Source organism: Pseudoalteromonas obscura, assembly GCF_030135505.1.
Taxonomy (GTDB): Bacteria; Pseudomonadota; Gammaproteobacteria; order Enterobacterales; family Alteromonadaceae; genus Pseudoalteromonas; species Pseudoalteromonas obscura.
In genome coordinates, this window is record NZ_JASJUT010000003.1 from 70,994 (window position 1) to 88,973 (window position 17,980).

At 39.5% G+C, this 17,980-nt stretch carries 16 protein-coding genes and 1 pseudogene; 3 read left to right on the plus strand and 14 right to left on the minus strand.

What is annotated here, in order from left to right; all coding sequences use genetic code 11:
- Positions 1 to 118: 118 nt before the first annotated feature.
- The 5 genes and pseudogenes from QNM18_RS08255 to QNM18_RS08280 form a co-directional block, all read right to left on the minus strand.
- Positions 119 to 1,750 (minus strand): methyl-accepting chemotaxis protein, encoded by a 1,632-nt coding sequence (locus QNM18_RS08255; RefSeq protein WP_211010052.1) that lies wholly within the window; start codon positions 1,748 to 1,750, stop codon positions 119 to 121.
- Between the two features lie 486 nt (positions 1,751 to 2,236).
- A complete protein-coding gene (locus QNM18_RS08260; RefSeq protein WP_211010053.1) occupies positions 2,237 to 2,401 on the minus strand; it encodes a hypothetical protein in 165 nt (54 codons plus the stop codon).
- 305 nt (positions 2,402 to 2,706) lie between these two features.
- Positions 2,707 to 3,222 (minus strand): annotated as a pseudogene (locus QNM18_RS27315) (DUF7000 family protein).
- Positions 3,223 to 3,300: 78 nt separating this feature from the next.
- On the minus strand, positions 3,301 to 3,879 hold the full coding sequence (locus tag QNM18_RS08275; RefSeq protein WP_284136875.1) for a GrpB family protein: 579 nt from the start codon (positions 3,877 to 3,879) through the stop codon (positions 3,301 to 3,303).
- A 337-nt stretch (positions 3,880 to 4,216) separates the two neighbouring features.
- Positions 4,217 to 4,852: a hypothetical protein gene (locus QNM18_RS08280; RefSeq protein ID WP_284136876.1), complete on the minus strand. Its 636-nt coding sequence runs from the start codon at positions 4,850 to 4,852 to the stop codon at positions 4,217 to 4,219.
- Positions 4,853 to 5,161: 309 nt separating this feature from the next.
- On the opposite strand from QNM18_RS08280, the gene QNM18_RS08285 reads away from it, so the two are divergent.
- Positions 5,162 to 5,662 (plus strand): DUF1842 domain-containing protein, encoded by a 501-nt coding sequence (locus QNM18_RS08285; protein ID WP_284136877.1) that lies wholly within the window; start codon positions 5,162 to 5,164, stop codon positions 5,660 to 5,662.
- Between the two features lie 49 nt (positions 5,663 to 5,711).
- Here the strand turns inward: QNM18_RS08285 and QNM18_RS08290 are convergent, their stop codons facing one another.
- The 4 genes from QNM18_RS08290 to hutH form a co-directional block, all read right to left on the minus strand.
- The gene (locus tag QNM18_RS08290; protein ID WP_284136878.1) at positions 5,712 to 6,329 is read right to left on the minus strand and encodes an HAD family hydrolase; all 618 of its coding nucleotides are present in this window, start codon (positions 6,327 to 6,329) and stop codon (positions 5,712 to 5,714) included.
- A 290-nt stretch (positions 6,330 to 6,619) separates the two neighbouring features.
- The gene (locus QNM18_RS08295; protein WP_211010059.1) at positions 6,620 to 6,793 is read right to left on the minus strand and encodes a hypothetical protein; all 174 of its coding nucleotides are present in this window, start codon (positions 6,791 to 6,793) and stop codon (positions 6,620 to 6,622) included.
- A 455-nt stretch (positions 6,794 to 7,248) separates the two neighbouring features.
- Positions 7,249 to 9,249, minus strand: coding sequence for a urocanate hydratase (locus QNM18_RS08300; protein WP_211010060.1), 2,001 nt, complete (start codon positions 9,247 to 9,249; stop codon positions 7,249 to 7,251).
- 11 nt (positions 9,250 to 9,260) lie between these two features.
- Positions 9,261 to 10,760 carry a histidine ammonia-lyase gene (gene hutH, locus QNM18_RS08305; protein ID WP_284136879.1) on the minus strand — a complete coding sequence of 500 codons (1,500 nt, stop codon included), beginning with the start codon at positions 10,758 to 10,760 and terminating at the stop codon, positions 9,261 to 9,263.
- A 220-nt stretch (positions 10,761 to 10,980) separates the two neighbouring features.
- On the opposite strand from hutH, the gene QNM18_RS08310 reads away from it, so the two are divergent.
- On the plus strand, positions 10,981 to 11,877 hold the full coding sequence (locus QNM18_RS08310) for a LysR family transcriptional regulator (RefSeq protein WP_211010062.1): 897 nt from the start codon (positions 10,981 to 10,983) through the stop codon (positions 11,875 to 11,877).
- A 607-nt stretch (positions 11,878 to 12,484) separates the two neighbouring features.
- A complete protein-coding gene (locus tag QNM18_RS08315; protein WP_284136880.1) occupies positions 12,485 to 14,305 on the plus strand; it encodes a hypothetical protein in 1,821 nt (606 codons plus the stop codon).
- Between the two features lie 102 nt (positions 14,306 to 14,407).
- Here the strand turns inward: QNM18_RS08315 and QNM18_RS08320 are convergent, their stop codons facing one another.
- The 5 genes from QNM18_RS08320 to QNM18_RS08340 form a co-directional block, all read right to left on the minus strand.
- Positions 14,408 to 14,818 carry a GNAT family N-acetyltransferase gene (locus QNM18_RS08320; RefSeq protein WP_284136881.1) on the minus strand — a complete coding sequence of 137 codons (411 nt, stop codon included), beginning with the start codon at positions 14,816 to 14,818 and terminating at the stop codon, positions 14,408 to 14,410.
- Positions 14,819 to 15,049: 231 nt separating this feature from the next.
- Positions 15,050 to 15,373 (minus strand): hypothetical protein, encoded by a 324-nt coding sequence (locus QNM18_RS08325; protein ID WP_284136882.1) that lies wholly within the window; start codon positions 15,371 to 15,373, stop codon positions 15,050 to 15,052.
- 796 nt (positions 15,374 to 16,169) lie between these two features.
- Positions 16,170 to 16,520: a hypothetical protein gene (locus tag QNM18_RS08330; RefSeq protein WP_284136883.1), complete on the minus strand. Its 351-nt coding sequence runs from the start codon at positions 16,518 to 16,520 to the stop codon at positions 16,170 to 16,172.
- A gap of 25 nt (positions 16,521 to 16,545) precedes the next feature.
- A complete protein-coding gene (locus QNM18_RS08335) occupies positions 16,546 to 17,130 on the minus strand; it encodes a DUF4377 domain-containing protein (RefSeq protein ID WP_284136884.1) in 585 nt (194 codons plus the stop codon).
- A 76-nt stretch (positions 17,131 to 17,206) separates the two neighbouring features.
- Entirely contained in the window at positions 17,207 to 17,836 is a 630-nt protein-coding gene (locus QNM18_RS08340) for a LysE family translocator (protein WP_211010068.1), read from the minus strand.
- Positions 17,837 to 17,980: the final 144 nt, after the last annotated feature.

A 17,980-nucleotide genomic window follows, 5' to 3' on the forward strand; every position in this document is an offset into this window, starting at 1 on the left:
GCTACGTCTGTTTAAAAACAGCTATTAATAAAGCTATGGCTGTGTGTAAGTGCAGCATTCAACATTAAGTTGTCGATTCATCAACACTTGGGGAAGAGCCCTACAGCCGTATTTAGATTTATAATTTGAACCCGCCAACTGCCTGACTAAGTCTTTTTGCACTTGCCATTGTTTTATCTGCAACTTCTTCATTTTCTACCGCAGTATCGAAATTGAGGCGTGTCCCTTGAGACATTTGGGCCAAATTGCCACTGATATCATCGGTGACTTTGCTTTGTTGTTCTGTTGCAGTCGCTGTTTGCACGGCGACATCAGACACCCGCTGTGAGGCCGATGCTATTTTGTCTAACGACTCGAGTGTTTGTGATGAACAATCAACTGTTGAGCTAGTCGACTCATTGCCCTTTTCAATTGACGTAACGGCTTGCTCTACCCCTTTTTGTAAGTTTGAAATCATTTCTTGTATATTTTCAGTGGACTGCTGTGTTTTACTGGCAAGTGTCCTGACTTCATCTGCAACAACCGCAAATCCCCTGCCTTGCTCACCCGCTCTGGCAGCTTCAATCGCCGCATTCAACGCCAGTAAATTTGTCTGTTCAGCAATTCCTCGGATCACATCTAACACAGAAGTAATATTTGTCGAATCTTCAGAAACCTTTGAGATGGTGTCTGATGCATGTGCAATGACCTCTGATAGTTGATTAATTTGTGCAACAGTTTGGTTGGTGACAGTTGCCCCTTCATCAGTCAGCGTGTTGACTCTGGCGAGATCTTCCGCTGTAAGATTTGCATTTTTTGCCACTTCTTTAATTGCATAAGACATTTCATCGACCGCGGTGACAATAACTTCGATGGCTTGCAGCTGATTTGAGCAGGTATCGTGAATATTTTTAGATCCAGATTCAAGTGTTTCGACCCCCTCAACAACCGCCATAGATTCATCGACTATAGTCCGTATCAAATCTGACAGACCTGCAACAAACCTATCAAACTCCTTAGCAACATCACCAAGTTCGTCATCTCGTTCAGAGTTAATCCGCCTTGTAAGGTCTCCATCCCCCTGACTCATGTCTCTCAATTGATTTGTCAGATCGTTTAGTGCATTCGCCATTTTTTTTGGTGCGATCACGCCAATTGCAACGATGGCTGCAACTATGATTGCACTTATAATCCAAATCACCGTCAAGGTACTATTTACTTCACTAATGGACTGGCTACTGACCTCTCCACTGATGGTATCAGCCGCTTCACCAGCCAAGTTAAAATACTCTCTTAAATCATTAAAGCTCTGAGTTGCTTTACCTTCGCTTTGGATAATGGCAGCACTTTTATCGCCTTGTCGCATTAAATCAAATACCCTCTGAGAGTCCGAAAGCCAAATGCGATACTGGTTATCAAACCCTCTTAACGGAGCAAGCGCACTGGGGTAGTCACGCATCAACTCACGATATTTGTTCATACGGTCCAGTGCCTGCTGTGCATTATCTTTGTAGTCTGAAAATAGACTATCGTAGCTGCTGTTTAAATTTGTACTGTATAAAATATGCTGTTCCGCGGATAACGCCTGATATAGATCTCTGTCGGCATTAATAACAGCAGAAATAGCCGGGTTAAATTTTGTCCCTACTTCTGTGAGGCTATTCTCTGTTTTAGATATCAGGAACAGGTTTATTGAAACTACTGCGATAAAAAAAACTGAAATCGCAACAAACAACAACGTGTATTTAACGCGAATACTTTGAAAATTCATAACAGGTCACTTATCAAGTTTTACAATTTGCACTATGAGTAACAGGATTTACTAATCAGTTTTAAATAAGTCTTAACTGCCGTGGCAGTTCGACAACGGTATTGGCTACCAATGTTTAGACCACTTACTAATTGGTAGTTTGTATCTGGCTCTTTTGCAAACAGTTCGCTGCAAGTAAGGGAATGATAAGCAGTGCTAACAAAGTGACCTTATAACAGACCCCATAGTGGGAACTAAAAGCCCAAGGACTAAGATAAATACACGGTTAAACACTCAGTATTAAGCTGCAATGGATGAGGTTAAACCGAGGCAAAGGCACACTGTTCTCCTTAAGGTATGTTGTCAATACTCAAAACAAGTGCAGCATAAAACGGTGGAAAAGTGCGTGGTTTTAGTGAATTTCAGTTGATTAATATGTATTTAATGTAAAGTGAGAGCCCAATACTATATAGGCTCTCATAGGCTATTGTGCAATGAACACCATGCCTATAGGCATGGCCCATTTGTCCAACACTGGATCACACCAGATCCACACCAGCCCACTTGCGAAATGAATGTTCCACCAGCTACTTTATCCGTAACCTGCTGATTTAACTGCTTCTGGTTAAGTTGTTTCATTGACTTTTTGTTGAGTGCTAATTTTAATTTCACAATATCTCCTTAGATTGTTTTTTATTCACCCGAATTCAAAACTACCGATTAATTAGGTACTGTCAATTTAGAAAAATTAATAGTGTTCCTTTAATCACATCACGTGTTTTGTATATGTTCAGCTACACATACTCCAATGAGCCTATGCTTAACTAGACTTTGGAAATTAAATACACCACATAGCGCTCACTGCTTTTGCGTAAACTGATTTCCACTTACATCCCAATTAGTGAACCTAATCAGGCATAAATCGATTTGGCGGTTTTCCAGTTTGATATGTTTATGCCCTATTGAAGGTTTGTTCTTTATATTTCGCCCAACTTTAATGCTTTAACAATCTGATCCGATAGTGACTCAAATCCACTGCATACTGATACCCATAGTTCATTTAAGTCATCAAAGTCAGGGGACTCCAATAAGGGAACTTCAAATACCGAATACTTTGGCATGCGCTGTGCGCTGGCCCACTCAGTATTTTTTAGTTTATGCCAATACCGTTTCTGCACGCCTTTGGTTTGACCTAGAAGCCAAAGTTCAAATCTTACTTATTGATGATTGAGTACAATTGCAAGTTTTAGCTTGTGAGATTTTAGGTAGCTGTTTTGGATATAAAAATAAGTAAAATCTAAGTAGCCATGTAAAACGCCCGCGACTGCATACTCGCCGTCATATCTTTTTGAAAACTCAGTTCGGAGGTTTTGAACGATACTCACCAAACTTTGATACGTTTCCTGTAATTCGCCACTTTCAAGAGCTTGCTTATAGAATGAAATCTGGGTATTTAAGCTTTTAGTAACCACCATTGATATCCTCTTGTGCATAGCGCCTGTATTAATTTAAAGTACACACCTTAATGTGTGACATTCTTTAAAATCAAAGCAATATTCCCTAACGCCCAATCACTTTACTTGAAGTGCACTTTGTATTACATGCTGAATAAAAGGGCCTTTTTTACTTAGGTACTCGGAAATACCGTGTTGATTCTCAACTTCTAACTTGTACTTTAACGCTTGATACTCTTCACGCTCCTTTTTGTTAGCGCGAAGGTAGTTGCGAAAGCCAATTAACTCTTTTACCTTTGAGTGTCCATCAATACAGATATGTATTTTGTGCGTTCTTACATCGTTGACATCTTTTTTGTAAAATTGGTGACCCTTAGACAAGTCATTACCTCGTCTGTAGCCTAGTTGAACGAGTTTGGAGGTAAAATCTTTATTTGTATTTTTCGCAGATATTACGATCAAGATATCAATCTCAGGTTTAGCCGCCAGACCAACAACCGAAGTGCTCCCTATATGATGAATTTCCTTGATATCATTTGCTAAAATATCAGTTAAACGTGTCTTTTCAAATTCATACATCTCACTCCACCTCGGGTTATACTCGGCAATATTACTTGTCAGTTTGGTCATGGTTTTATTTTGCCTTACATCTAACAACAGAAAAAAGAATAAGGCATCTGGCTTAATTTTTACCATAACTATACTTTGATCGTTTCCATATCAGAACCAACAAGTTCAACAATCCACCCTAGGCGGATTCTCGGGCACTTAGTTTCAAAACATACTTGTGAGGTTTGCTTTTGATTTTATGTAATTATTAGCATGGGTATCTTTTATAATACTGTACATTTTATATTCCCGATCAAATACTTGCCCTCTCCATACAAAAAACACGGTGTACAAATCTGGGTATTAAGTGACGATTAAGACATCGACGACAAATCCATTTTTGATTATCAAAAATATCGGGGGTTTAAACTACATTCAAAGCGCCTGATTTAAGCAATTAATATGTGTCTGTATCATTTTAGGTTTATAATGCGCTACTTAACTTCGCCCTTGTAACATGGATCAAGTCCATCCAACATCCCCAAAAACTCAACCAAGTAAATGCCGCAGCAATTATTATATTGGCACAGTAAAGAAGATATGCATCTAATGAATTGTCTGTAACAAAACCTCCTGCCACTGCTGCCATAATGATTAAACCGCTACTCAATTTTGGTAACCAACGATTATTGCTCACTTTCGTCGGTTGCTCTTGCGGAGCATATGCTGTCGTATGGGAAAAGTACCACGTACCCGGTCGAACTTTGCCAATGTCTTTCGCAATCTGATATGAATAACCTTCATCAAAGTATCTTTTGAAGGACATTATGATCACAACAATAACGGGGGGTGAGAGCAAAGCCAACAAGGCAACGTTTGACCCCTGTCCATTAACTAAGCTGTAAGAAGTTAGCATAAGAAGTAAAATGCCTAGACCCATGATGATACTACTCCATAAAATAAAACCGCCATGGTTGACTCGCTCTTCTCGCTTGAACCATTGGAGACCAAGCACATTAGTCATGACCATTAATGCCGCAACACTCAAAATATCCCACATTTCTGATCGAGTTACCTCAGAGTGAGGCAAAGGAAATAATGCGGATAACATTACGAGCATTAAAAAACTCACATTCCATAGCTCATCCTTATATTTTCTAGCCTTTGTGTACATAGTTATTAATACCCGTCATGCATTTGAGGGAACTCTCTTCCACTGATTTTTATCTACTTAATTACGCCAACTGGCACAACTATAACCCTGCTTAGTATCATATGAAACAACCATAGAGAATTGACCTATTCAAATAATACCTTTCAGGGTCGTGTAATGACCCTGTAATACATTATCTGTCATGCGCGGACTACTCTTTTTTTGATGCTGAACAAGCAGCATAACTAGGAATTTACCTTATAAAAGGAGACGGTAATGTCAGAGCAAAAAAATCACTTAACAACGCAAAGAGCAGGTTTGGTTCATTTAGCACTGAAGTCGGAAACTGGTGAGTTATATGCGGGTGCACCCACATTAAACTTGCAACTTACGCTTGATACAATCCATGACTCAGCGACAGGCTATGCTGAAGTCACCAAAGCAACAGCTACACACGTAGAAAGTGTTTCACATGTAAGTGGAAACATTATATACGAAACGGTTATGGGTCCTGGCTCAAAAGTAAGAATTGACCTTACAGGCTTCCCTAATATTCATTGGCCTCAGATCCCTGGTCAAGGCCCTGGAATTCAAATCCCACCTAATTTTAAAGCGACTTTGGTGTTAGAACCTGACTTTAGTGAAGGCGAGGTAGTTTACCAATATCTACAATACCCTGATTACCCTCAACCTAGTTTGGGAGAATGGGTCAAAGTCTATCAGCGGATCCATGAAGTTCATTTCGCCGAAACGAAGTTAGTTGACAAAGCATCGTAATAAAAATGTTGAGCCTCACACCCAAGTTGAGGCTCAACATTTTTAAAATTTAAAACTCTAACCCTAATAATTTTAGTGCCGCGACTCCCTGCTCTGCATTTTCAAATTGTATTGCTGCCATACCCACCGCCTTTGCACCTGCTACATTATGCGGCATATCATCTAAGAAAACCGTTTCATTGGCAGCCAGCTGATATTGTTCTAACAGCGCGTGGTAGATCTCCGGCTGAGGTTTCAAAACCCCTAAGTCTGCCGATACAATTTCGCCGTCAAACAAATCCCAAAAGTCATAAGTGTCTTTTAGATAAGCAACAATTTCATGCACATTGTCTGTTAAAGTATATACACCGTAGCCTGCCTGTTTCACACGCTTTATAAGCTCTACCGATTGATAAAGTAAGATAAGAGACTGCTTGGTATAGTGAAAAAGCCGCTCAGTATCTTGCTGAGAAAATCCCAACACTTGTTGGTATTGTTGTTTTGTTTCCTGCTCTGTAGTTAAGCCTTTATTGAGATCCAACCAAATCTCAGAGTGAAAAACTGACTGTGCAAGCGCATTGATCTCTTTTGCATCGGGAAATGTCAGTCTGATTATGTCTACCGGGGACCAACGCACTACAACATTGCCAATATCAAAAACAACATTCTTTATCCGATTTTGTGCCATTTTTGTTCCTTTGTTTTACGTTTTGTCTATCATGAGTGTACACAGTATTGTCGATGCTATTTTGATATTAAAAGCTGAATTAAGTTCATGGTGCGAAATAATAATATCTAGCCAATAGTCATTTATATAAATAATTTAGAAAGGGGTGAATCTCTTTTGCCAATATAGTACTAGTTTACTAGGTAGGGAAAAATGGAAAGACAAACTATGTTATTGCGAAAGTAGGTCAATTAAGACCTACGACAAGGGTTAAGGATATTTACAAACACAAGCATAGCTTGCTTTTTTCATTAGCAGTTATCTGAGTAACACTGCCAAGAAACCTGACAATTGACTGTTGGTAAACAGCCTAGAGTATCTAAGCCATTTGCACCGCCAATCTGGGGAGTCTGTTGTCGATTAAGTGTTTTGTTAGGCGTGCTTAGGTTTTTGACTTTCTTTTTACTTAGTTTAAGTAACATCATAATTTCCTTTGGTTAGTTACATTCAACACGCACACAATAACAGGTTTTTATATTCACACAAATACACAAAAACACAAAATATAGCCTTTTTTGACCTTAATTATGGTTATTTAATTTGTTAATGTTGATATTTTTAAAATATCCCACTCTAAATTTGCTTTAATTTTGAACGCATTTAACACTTCATCATCAAATGGGGAGTTTAATACCCACAAAATTACAAAATCAATAAAATATTATTAGATAAAACTCATTGGGATAAAATTTAATAAATACTTAATTACGAGTGGAAGTTGCTTGAAATGTCTGCAATGCTCAACGTTCGATTTCGTATGATAATTACTCAAAGTGACAGAGCAGGTCGATAGGTAAGAGAGTTGTAGCTTATAAAAATAGTCTGGGGCAACTGCAGTATGGTAGAGCTTAAGTATTTCTTAAGCTCTACAAAAACATGGCTACAGAGATAAGTTATCTAATATATCGTCATCCACATTGTTTGACAGTGTCACTTTCAATTTAGGCGTTCTAGCCATTTCACGTTTGATCGCAAAATTTGCTTCTTCGTTACGTGCCCAGCTGCGACGTGCAATTCCGTTATTAACATCAAACAGTAGCATTGACTTCAATCGACGCTCAGCATCGCTTGAGCCATCTAACAACATACCAAAGCCACCATTGATAACTTCACCCCAGCCTACACCGCCGCCGTTGTGAATTGATACCCAAGTAGCGCCACGGAAACCATCACCAATAACGTTGTGAATCGCCATATCAGCAGTAAAGCGGCTACCATCATAAATATTTGATGTTTCGCGGAAAGGCGAATCTGTACCACTTACATCATGGTGGTCACGGCCAAGAACAACTGGGCCAATCTCACCACGCTCAATCGCATCATTAAATGCTTTCGCAATCTTCATTCGGCCTTCTGCATCAGCATAAAGAATACGTGCCTGCGAGCCAACAACCAGCTTGTTTTGCTTCGCATCATTGATCCAAGTGATGTTGTCTTGCATCTGTTGCTGAATTTCTTCTGGTGATTCCGCCATGATCTCTTCGAGCACTTTCGCTGCGATAGCATCGGTTTTGTCTAAATCTTCAGGCTTACCTGATGTACATACCCAACGGAACGGACCAAAGCCATAGTCAAAACACATTGGACCCAAGATGTCTTGAACATATGAAGGGTATTTAAAATCAATGCCATTTTCCGCCATGACATCGCCACCAGCTCGTGAAGCTTCCAGTAAGAACGCGTTCCCGTAATCAAAGAAGTACGTGCCTTTTGCAGTATGCTTGTTCACTGCATCAGCATGGCGTTTTAGCGTTGCCTGTACTTTTTCTTTGAATACTTCTGGCTCTTCACGGATTAAGCGGTTTGACTCTTCATAACTAATATCAACCGGGTAGTAACCGCCTGACCAAGGGTTATGAAGTGATGTTTGGTCTGAACCAAGGTGAATGAAAATATCTTCCGCAAGGAATGACTCCCATACATCAACTACATTACCAATAAACGCAATTGAAACCACTTCCTCGCCCGCTTGTGCTTTTTTAACACGAGCGACAAGATCTGGCATGTTATCAACTAGCTCGTCTACCCAACCTTGTTCGTGACGCTTAATCGCCGCTTTAGGATTAACTTCGGCACATACAGTAATACAGTTAGCAATGTTACCTGCTTTAGGCTGCGCACCACTCATACCGCCAAGGCCAGCTGTTAAGAAGATCTTACCTTTTGGACTGTCGCCTTTCTCTAATACTTTGCGGAATGCATTCATGACTGTGATAGTAGTACCATGTACGATACCCTGTGGGCCAATGTACATGAAAGAACCCGCAGTCATTTGACCGTATTGAGTGACGCCAAGTGCATTGAACTTTTCCCAGTCATCTGGTTGAGAGTAGTTCGGGATCATCATGCCATTAGTCACTACAACACGCGGCGCATCTTTAGATGATGGGAATAGACCCATTGGGTGACCAGAATACATGTGAAGTGTTTGATCTTCTTCCATTTCACTTAAGTACTTCATGGCAAGTAGGTATTGTGCCCAATTTTGGAATACCGCGCCGTTTCCACCGTAAGTGATAAGTTCTTCAGGGTGCTGAGCGACAGCTGGATCAAGGTTATTGTCAATCATCAGCATGATTGCAGCCGCCTGCTCACATTTTGCTGGGTAATCTGAAATTGAACGTGCTTTTAGCTCATAATTAGGCTTAAAGCGGTACATGTAGATACGACCGAAATCTTTAAGTTCTTGTGCAAATTCACCAGCTAGCTCTTGGTGCCACTCTTTAGGAAAATAACGCAGTGCATTTCTAACTGCCAACTGCTTTTCCTCAGGGCTTAATATATCTTTACGCTTAGGTGCACGATTTGCCCCGGCAGGATACGGCTTTGCTTCAGGTAATACGCTAGGGATACCCTGCTTAATTTGTTCTTGAAAGTTCATGTCGGATTTCCTTAGTTCACTGTAACCGTAAATGCTTGTGACTTAACAAACTCAACCATAGCATCAATGTCTGGTTTAAGTAGTCTGTCTTCTTCAAGCTTCGCGACCTTTGTACGGATCAATGCATGATTTTGTTCAATAATATCTGAACACGTATTTGGACGTCTAAAATCAACAGCTTGCGCAGCATACATCAATTCAATCGCGAAGATTTTTTCTAGGTTGCCCAAGATTTGATTAAATTTACGACCTGAAATACTACCCATAGACACATGGTCTTCTTGACCCATCGACGTCGGAACACTATCTGCAGAAGGTGGGAAACATAGCGATTTGTTTTCTGTTACTAACGCAGCTGTCGTGTATTGCGGGATCATCATGCCTGAATTCAAACCACCAGAAGTGGTTAACAAGCGAGGGAGACCGTGTAAGCCTTCCAGTAACAAATAACAGCGGCGATCAGAAATATTACCAAGTTCAGCTGCGGCAATCGACGCGTAATCAAGTACCATTGCCAAAGGCTGACCATGGAAACTACCACCTGAAATGGCTTCTTCTTCACTGATCACAATTGGGTTGTCTGTCACTGAGTTCATCTCTGTCTCAGCAAGCTCTTTTAGGTGGTTAAATGCATTGCGTGATGCCCCATGTACCTGTGGAATACATCTTAGTGAATATGGGTCTTGAACGCGATCACACTCTTCATGATCAGCCATATTCTGTGAATCTTTGAACAAACGGCGCATGCGTTTTGCAACCGCAATGTTACCTTCAAATGCGCGGATCGCATGCAGCTCTTCACGGAACGGTTGCTCACTGCCCTGCATGCCTTCAATACTCATTGCACCGGCTACATCAGCAAGGTCTAATAAGTAACGCATTTTAGTCAAACCAGTAATGGCATGAGATAAAATGAACTGTGTACCGTTGATAAGCGCAAGTCCTTCTTTTGAATCAAGATCCATTGCTTCTAAATTGTTATCAGAAAGTACTTTTGCCGCAGGTTGTATCTCATCTCCAACCCAAAATTCACCTTCACCCAATAGAGGCAAAAATAGATGAGAAAGCGGCGCAAGATCACCTGATGCACCTACAGAGCCCTGCTCTGGCACAACTGGGATAATATCTAGCTCGATAAACTTAAGCATGCGCTCAACAACTTGCAGGCGAATGCCTGAAAAGCCTTGGCTCAGCGCGTGAACTTTAGTGATAAGCATCAGCTTAGAAATGGATTTTGCGATCGGGTTGCCTACGCCTACCGCATGAGTAATAAGGAGGTTCTTTTGAAGTAATTTTGTCTCTTCAGGAGAAACTTGGGTGTCGCACAACGGGCCAAAACCAGTATTAATACCGTAAACGGCCTTATCAGATGCTGCCATCTTGTCTACACGTTGACGGCTGTTGTTAATTTTATCTAATGCTTCCTGACAAAGCTCTGCTTCAATACTGCCATCGGCTATGCCGTTCACAATATCAAGGTTCAGACGATCTACACCATATCTAAACGTCATCTTATTCTCCTAAATATATGCTTTTCCTAAGCAACTGTGTGCTTGATGACGCAATATTACTCTTCAATTGATGTTTTATAAATTATAGATAATCGTAATTCATTCCGAATTTATCAAACTTTATGTTTTCACTTTGGCGAACATTCCTCTAGAATAACCGTTCTGATATTTTTAGGCCTTTTGTAAGCGTATACATGCGCGGCTTTTTGGAGATAAACCTGTGCAAGTTCATGACGTTGACTTACGCCTTTTGAGAATTTTTGTCGCTATTGTTGAATCTGGTGGACTATCCGCTGCCGAGTCTCGCCTCAACATAGGGCGATCGACCATTAGCTCTCATCTTTCAGACCTTGAAGTCCGGCTCGGCATAAAACTATGTAAACGTGGGCGTGGTGGGTTTGAACTTACCGAACCTGGTCGAGTAACTTATCAAGCATCTCTTGAGCTTTTGCAGCAATGTGAAGCTTTTGCTACTACCGTCGCCAGCTCCAAAAATGAGCTCTCTGGACGTGTCACTATTGCAGTCATCGATACTATGGCAAGTGATCCAAGGTGCGGTATTGCAAACGCCATCGCTTCCCTTAAAAAACAAAGTGACAATATTCAGTTTGATATTAATGTATGTGAAGCAAAAGAAGTTGAAACCTCGGTGATAAATGGCCGCTCATTAGTTGGACTTGGAGTTAGTCGTCATCACTTACGTGGTTTAGAGTACATTCCACTTTATGACGAAAAAAACTACTTATATTGCGCAAAAGGACACCCATTGTTTGACTGTAAAGTTTCGCAAGTAAACAAATTCCTTAATAGTGCAGAGGTTGTTTCAAGTAACTATATGCGAGATAAAGAAGTCAGAAATGACGGGCTCAATTATATGAATAGCGCCATCGCATACCATGATGAGGGCATTGCGCATTTGATTCTTTCCGGTGCCTTTATTGGCTACCTGCCAGAACATTACGCGAGCTATTGGGTTGATAAAGGGCTCTTTAAAGCAATATCTCCGCAAAAGTACGCTTATACTATCCCTGTTTCACTTATCACAGCCAAAAATAATTCAGCGTCCCCACTTGCAAATGCCATTATCAATGAATTGAAAAACAGCCATGCTGTTTAAAAAGACACATTTTTGGGTTTTCACTCTACCAAACTAACCTAGTGATGATTTTGATATATAAGTACTCGATATAACTGTTGAGCACCACACCTCATCAATTTCTGTCACTTAATAGTAAGGCCGTTTTTCTAATATTTCTAAAGCCTACTATATCACAAGTTCATATCTACAAACTTCGTCAATGACAACATGCCATAGTTTGAATTTACGATCCAAATGTTCTGCAACGTTGTATATTATTTAAAAGGTTTTGACTTCTTCGAAGGTAGTCTGATGCAACAGATTCATTACAGGCTTATGCTTGCGGTGGGGGAACTGTTCCAGAGCATTAGCTTTCTTTTGCTCTTGTAAAGACAGCACTGAATTTATCCTCACACAATAAAAAAACAGGACTAATCACTTTTTCTGAACTCAGGGCGAAACCACCTTTAATTTCCACAAAATAAACAATTAAATTACCTTAAATAACCTCTCATACATAAATTACTTCTATATTTAAAATAAACCACTGCTGTAAAAATAAGCAATATAAAAAATTAAATTAATTAATTGATTTTAGCAGCACTATATATATTATGACGCACAAATTTCAAATAAAGGGACAATTGTGTTAAAAACAATACAGAAATTATCGTTTATAAAGGTTTTTTTAATTGCATTCAGCTTTTTCTCGGGCTATGCATTTTCGAACCAGATTAGCGTAAAAGAAACCACCAACACCTATTTGGTTAATTCAGGCGAAGGATTTTCAGTATATGAAGTATCTGGAACAGATTACCAAGAATATGCTTCTCGTATTAGTCGATTAGCCCGTACACCTGCATCTCCGGGCGACACTCAATCATTGGAATCAGTTGAATGGTCAGAAGCAGCTCAAGCTGTAACCTCATTACACACATCAACTAGAGCCTATGTATTTGAAAACTTAGTCGGTGTGATGAATTCTGATCTACCTTATGCCGTCAAAGTTGATATATTGGATGACTACGATGTGACGCCTAATAGTGACTTACTGTCGGTCAACACTGGTTTAATTGTCATTGACGAAAACTTTGCCTTAGAAGCAATGAAAGGTTCTTCAAGCCTGCTTGCTGTAGGTGGTGGCAGTTCGACTAGCACCCAATCAGTAAATGGCGATCAGACCATTCGCGGACTTTGTAAAAAACGTTGGCATAATCGTACTAAGTCAGACAAACTTGATATAACATCTCTTAAAAAGTCTGCAGATATAAAAGATAATTTAACGTTTACTGCTGATACAGGTATTGCAGGCTCAATTAATTACTCAATTTCCTACAAATATAAAACAAACCGTTGTACATTAAAAGTGCCTTATAAACACTCTGTAACTGGGTTTAATGCTAAAGGCTCTCTCTACTCTGATAATGGTAAACTGAGAGTACAAGGTACAGTTATAGATACGACAAATAAGTTTCTTTATAACGAAAGCATTAAAACATTTGAAAAAGACCTTGATTTTTGGGTCGGCCCAGTAAGGATCGTTTGGTTTCATGAGTTAGACCTACGCGCAAGAATACGCGGCGGTGTAAAATTAGAAGCTGAGGTTGATCTTAACTATAACGTATCTGGAAAATATGAATTCGACTTCGTTTGCGAAATGGAAGGCGAAAACCGTTGTGCTGAAGCTTCTAAAACAGTAAATACTTTTCAAGTTGATCTAAGCAACCCTTCTGTTCAAGCGGGTGTATCAGTTAGAGCAAGAGTGCAGCCTGAAATTGCTGTAATATACAAGCAAGGTGCGGGTCTGTACCACAAGAAACTGGAAGTTGCGAGCTTAACTTTAGAAACGGCACTTTACTCTTACGCCGAGCTTTGGGGTTATTACGGCAATAGCTGTGGCGACGGTAACTATGATGGTATCAATGAAACAATAGGTGGTATCGCTATCGATGCAGGTGTTGGTGTGTCTGCAAAGTATTCATGGGGCGTATTAGGCAAAGACTATGATAAACCACTGAAGCTAAAAATCATTGAAGGCTGGGTAGAAGTTGATGTTGGCGCAGAAGACGAAGATCTCTTTGTAATGGAAAGAAGCCTTTTCTTTAAAGAGTTAGTAGAGTCAGATGCATTCCAACCTCTTATCACTGCACCGGAATCAATTAAATCTGGTAATACCCAAATCAAAGTAGCAATGCGTTCATGTTTTCCTTACACAAGCAATGTTACCTATAAGATTGAATGGGGAGATGGCGAAGTTCAAGAAGTAACAGGCAGCCAAGGTGGCTTGTTTGTAGCACATGATTTTGCTGACTATGTTAGTTACCCAATTCGAGTCACCGCATTAAAAGACTCAGAGGGTAGAGACTTTAGAGATCTGCACTCAACAAGAGAAGTATTTGCTTCCCCTAATGGTGATATAACTTTCAACCCTGGTGTGCTCATTGCGGTGTTGCACTCTCTACTATAATCACCATTTAACATAAATTTGCTGCTACTTTCTGGCTCGAAACACAATCCTAGAAAGTAGCAGCAACAACTTATAAGATCAGTCTTTATACAAGACCTCTCATTACTTCATACTATTAAACTTTTTGGTCATACCTTGGCTTTTCGGCGCCACCTGTCGATAGCCTAGCTTCTCGTAAAACTCAGGTTCATCAGCTATCATCGACACATATGAGCCCTCTAAAACCACTGATGCTAAATACCTATCAATAAACGTCATCACTTCACGGCCAAGACCCTGCCCCTGATATTTGGGGTCGACAGCAACATCCACAATTTCAAAGTTACAAGCGCCGTCGCCAACAACTCGCCCCATACCAATTAATAGCCCCTCTTTACGAATAGATACACCATATAGTGTGTTAGGTAATCCAATCTCAGCGGCCTTCAAGGACTTAGCAGAAAGCCCAGCTGTCACCCGCAAATCACAATACTCTTGTGGTGTCGGAATTTGTTCTTCAATTGTGTAGTTCATAATCTTTCCTCGGCAATATTGGGAAGATTATACACAACACTGTTTATATATACAGTTATTTAATACTTGAGTTAGGCAAAAGCAAAAGAAAAGGGAGAGGGAGAGGGAGAGTAGCTATGAAGAAATGTGCATGTAAAGCAAAGCGTTGCGAGCAAAAGTACTGTAAACAAGAGTTAATTTACAATGTAATAAGAAAAGAAGCAGGGCTATTACTAGCCCTACTATTAATTGTTATGGTTTAATATAAGCCGCATATGCTGTATTTGTGTTTTTTCCACCCCAAGGCGTCGCGCCACAATGACTTGCCCAAAACCCTATTTTTTTACCACTGGCCATTGCGGTCAAAGCTAAACTGTACATCTGGTCAAAGCCCTCTTTTGTTTTATCAAGCTTAACCACTCCAGAGATATCGCAATTTTTAGGGTTATGCATTCCATCTCCCCACATGTACACATGCCCATGCTCTACTTGGATATGTTTTATTAAGAATGCACCTGTATTAGCACTAGATATAAATGGAGCACATAGCAGAGCAAATGCGAATATTTTTTTCATTATTATCATCCTTATTTAATTTCAAAACAATAATAAACAACTTTTTTAACAAACTCAACAAAGCAATTAAAATAAAAAACAAATCTACACACAATATTAATTGCTGCATAAAAAATAATGAAATAAATTAAAAAAACGATAAAAATGGTTAATTGATTTTAAACTCACATCACTTTAACGCGCAATTCATGACCAAAAACTCATAAATTACAAAGGAATATTTAATTCAAAAATAAGGCCGTTAAATTATTTTTTGTGATAATAATATCATTACCGTAAATCAAGTCGGATGAACAGCCCCAAAAGGAATGGTGATTTTTTAAACAAACTTAGAAGAGCAGGAAATAATAATTTCGCCAGTTCGATGACGCAGCATTAACACATGCTGCCAATCCAGTAGAAGTGCAGCAACCCACTGATTGCTATTGGTAAAACATCAATCTGGGAACACATATTGAAAATTGAAAAACCCATTCTCAATTCAAAACGCCTCCATTAGTGGTATTTTGCAGAAAAATGTCGATTTAAATCACAATGGAATATGATACTTCCAGCAATTTTCCGCCCCCTACCCCCATCACGATTGCGCTTTAAAATCCCTACACCGATACTCTACGCGCGCCCACTGTAACTCGCTGTACACTTAGCCAAGTCTATGTGAAAAAACAATATAATCAAAAAACTTCTACATTGTTAATTTAAAGTGGGTATTCCTAATCTTAGGCTGCTCTCTACTAAAACTCTACACGTACCACACAAAAGTTATCTAGCAGTTACCGTTACCTTTGCCCACCTTTTACTTCGTACCTACGAGATGATTGCACTTTCTAATACCAATTGTGGTTATCACTGTAAACACACCGTACATAACTAATTTGCCAACCCATGTAGATGAAGGCAGGGAGCCAACCAACCTTAAATAGTCATTTACAATGAATATGCCTAAGCCAACAATCACCGCTGTTGATTTAAAACACCAACGACCGCCATATTTAATGGTAATTATAGATAATAAAAGCACAAACAAAGATATGTAATATGCCAGTATGGACATCGCGCCAGGTACAAGACTTGGTGCATAAAGAAGCAAAGAAAAAGCAACTAAAACCCAGTGGTAACAACTTAAAATAATGCTTTTATAATTCATTACCTTTCCTTGATATTAAGCTTATTTAATTCCAGTTTATAAGTTCTATTTGACCATTTCCGACATAACTGAAAGTCAGATTAACGGCACCAGCAGTATTATTTAACTCAACCAACTTATCGCAATCAACCTTCTTTGCGCATTCAAATACTTGGCCTAGAAACTTAAAAGATCCGTTGTTCGATACAATCGTACTGTCCAACAAATCAACATTTGAATATTTATACTCTGTGTCGATAGGATCTTCCTGTTGTGTAGATATTTCGCTCAATTGATATTGCATACTGCTACCATCCGTTGGAGGGTTTTTAATATCCTTGGTCTTGACGACTAGTTCGTAGCGCGTGCCCCATTGATAGTTAAAATTCTCAATGTCCCCATAAAATAGTTCAAACTCGTGCTCTTCATTTCCCTCGACTCTCAGGCACAGCTGCTGTACAACACTTGTACAGGGAGAGCGGTAAGATGATAACTTTAATGTTTCTACATACTCTATATCGATGTTATTTTGAGTTGTTTCTTTTATGCTTGGATCTATGTTGGTATTTTCGCTGGATGAACCGCAAGCTACTAAACCGATTGATAGAATACAAAATAAAATTCGCTGCATATAATTTCCCTTATATCGATACATATAGGGAATAATTACATATTACATTGCGTTATTCTGTTTCTATTTGTAAACGTCACTGTTCGTTATCAAGTACTATTTTACTCGCGAGCCCAATAAGCAATAAACCCGAAATCCCTTCAAGCACTTGTGTGTACTGCTTGGCTCTATCACTCCTAAACACCCAACTCCCAGCGACGGCATACACTAAATTGCAAACTGTTGCTAAGGAACTAAAAATCAACCCATAAATTAATAGATACCACGCTGTATTTGCACTATGAGGATCGATAAACTGAGGTAAAAACGATAGGAAAAATAACGCCACTTTAGGATTTAAAACACTGACGATTACACCTTGCAGAAAGATATTGTTTGTGTGCTCTCCTTGGTGAATTAAATCTAGCTGTGATGTCCCTTGGTACACGGAAATCAGACATTTTACTCCCAAATAGCCAAGATATAGTGCGCCCAGTATTTTTACTATGTTAAATAACAGAGCAGAACTTAATATAACAGCAGACAACCCCAAACATGCGGCGACAGTATGACAAACGTAACCGACACCGAGCCCTGAAGCAGCTTTTACGCCACTTGTGACTTGTCCTCTCATGGTATTTGTCACAATATAAATAACATCCGGACCAGGGATTAAATTGATCGCCAAACAGGCTAGAACAAACACATATATAGAACTAAACTCCATTTATCGCACCTCTCACATTATATTTATCTTTAAAACTGACGTGACATGAATACCTATTTATATCAAGGTGAAAAATTCAGGTGTTACGTAGTGCCTCTTTTCCCTTCGTATTCTTGAATGATTACTAAAATAGTTGCTAGGATT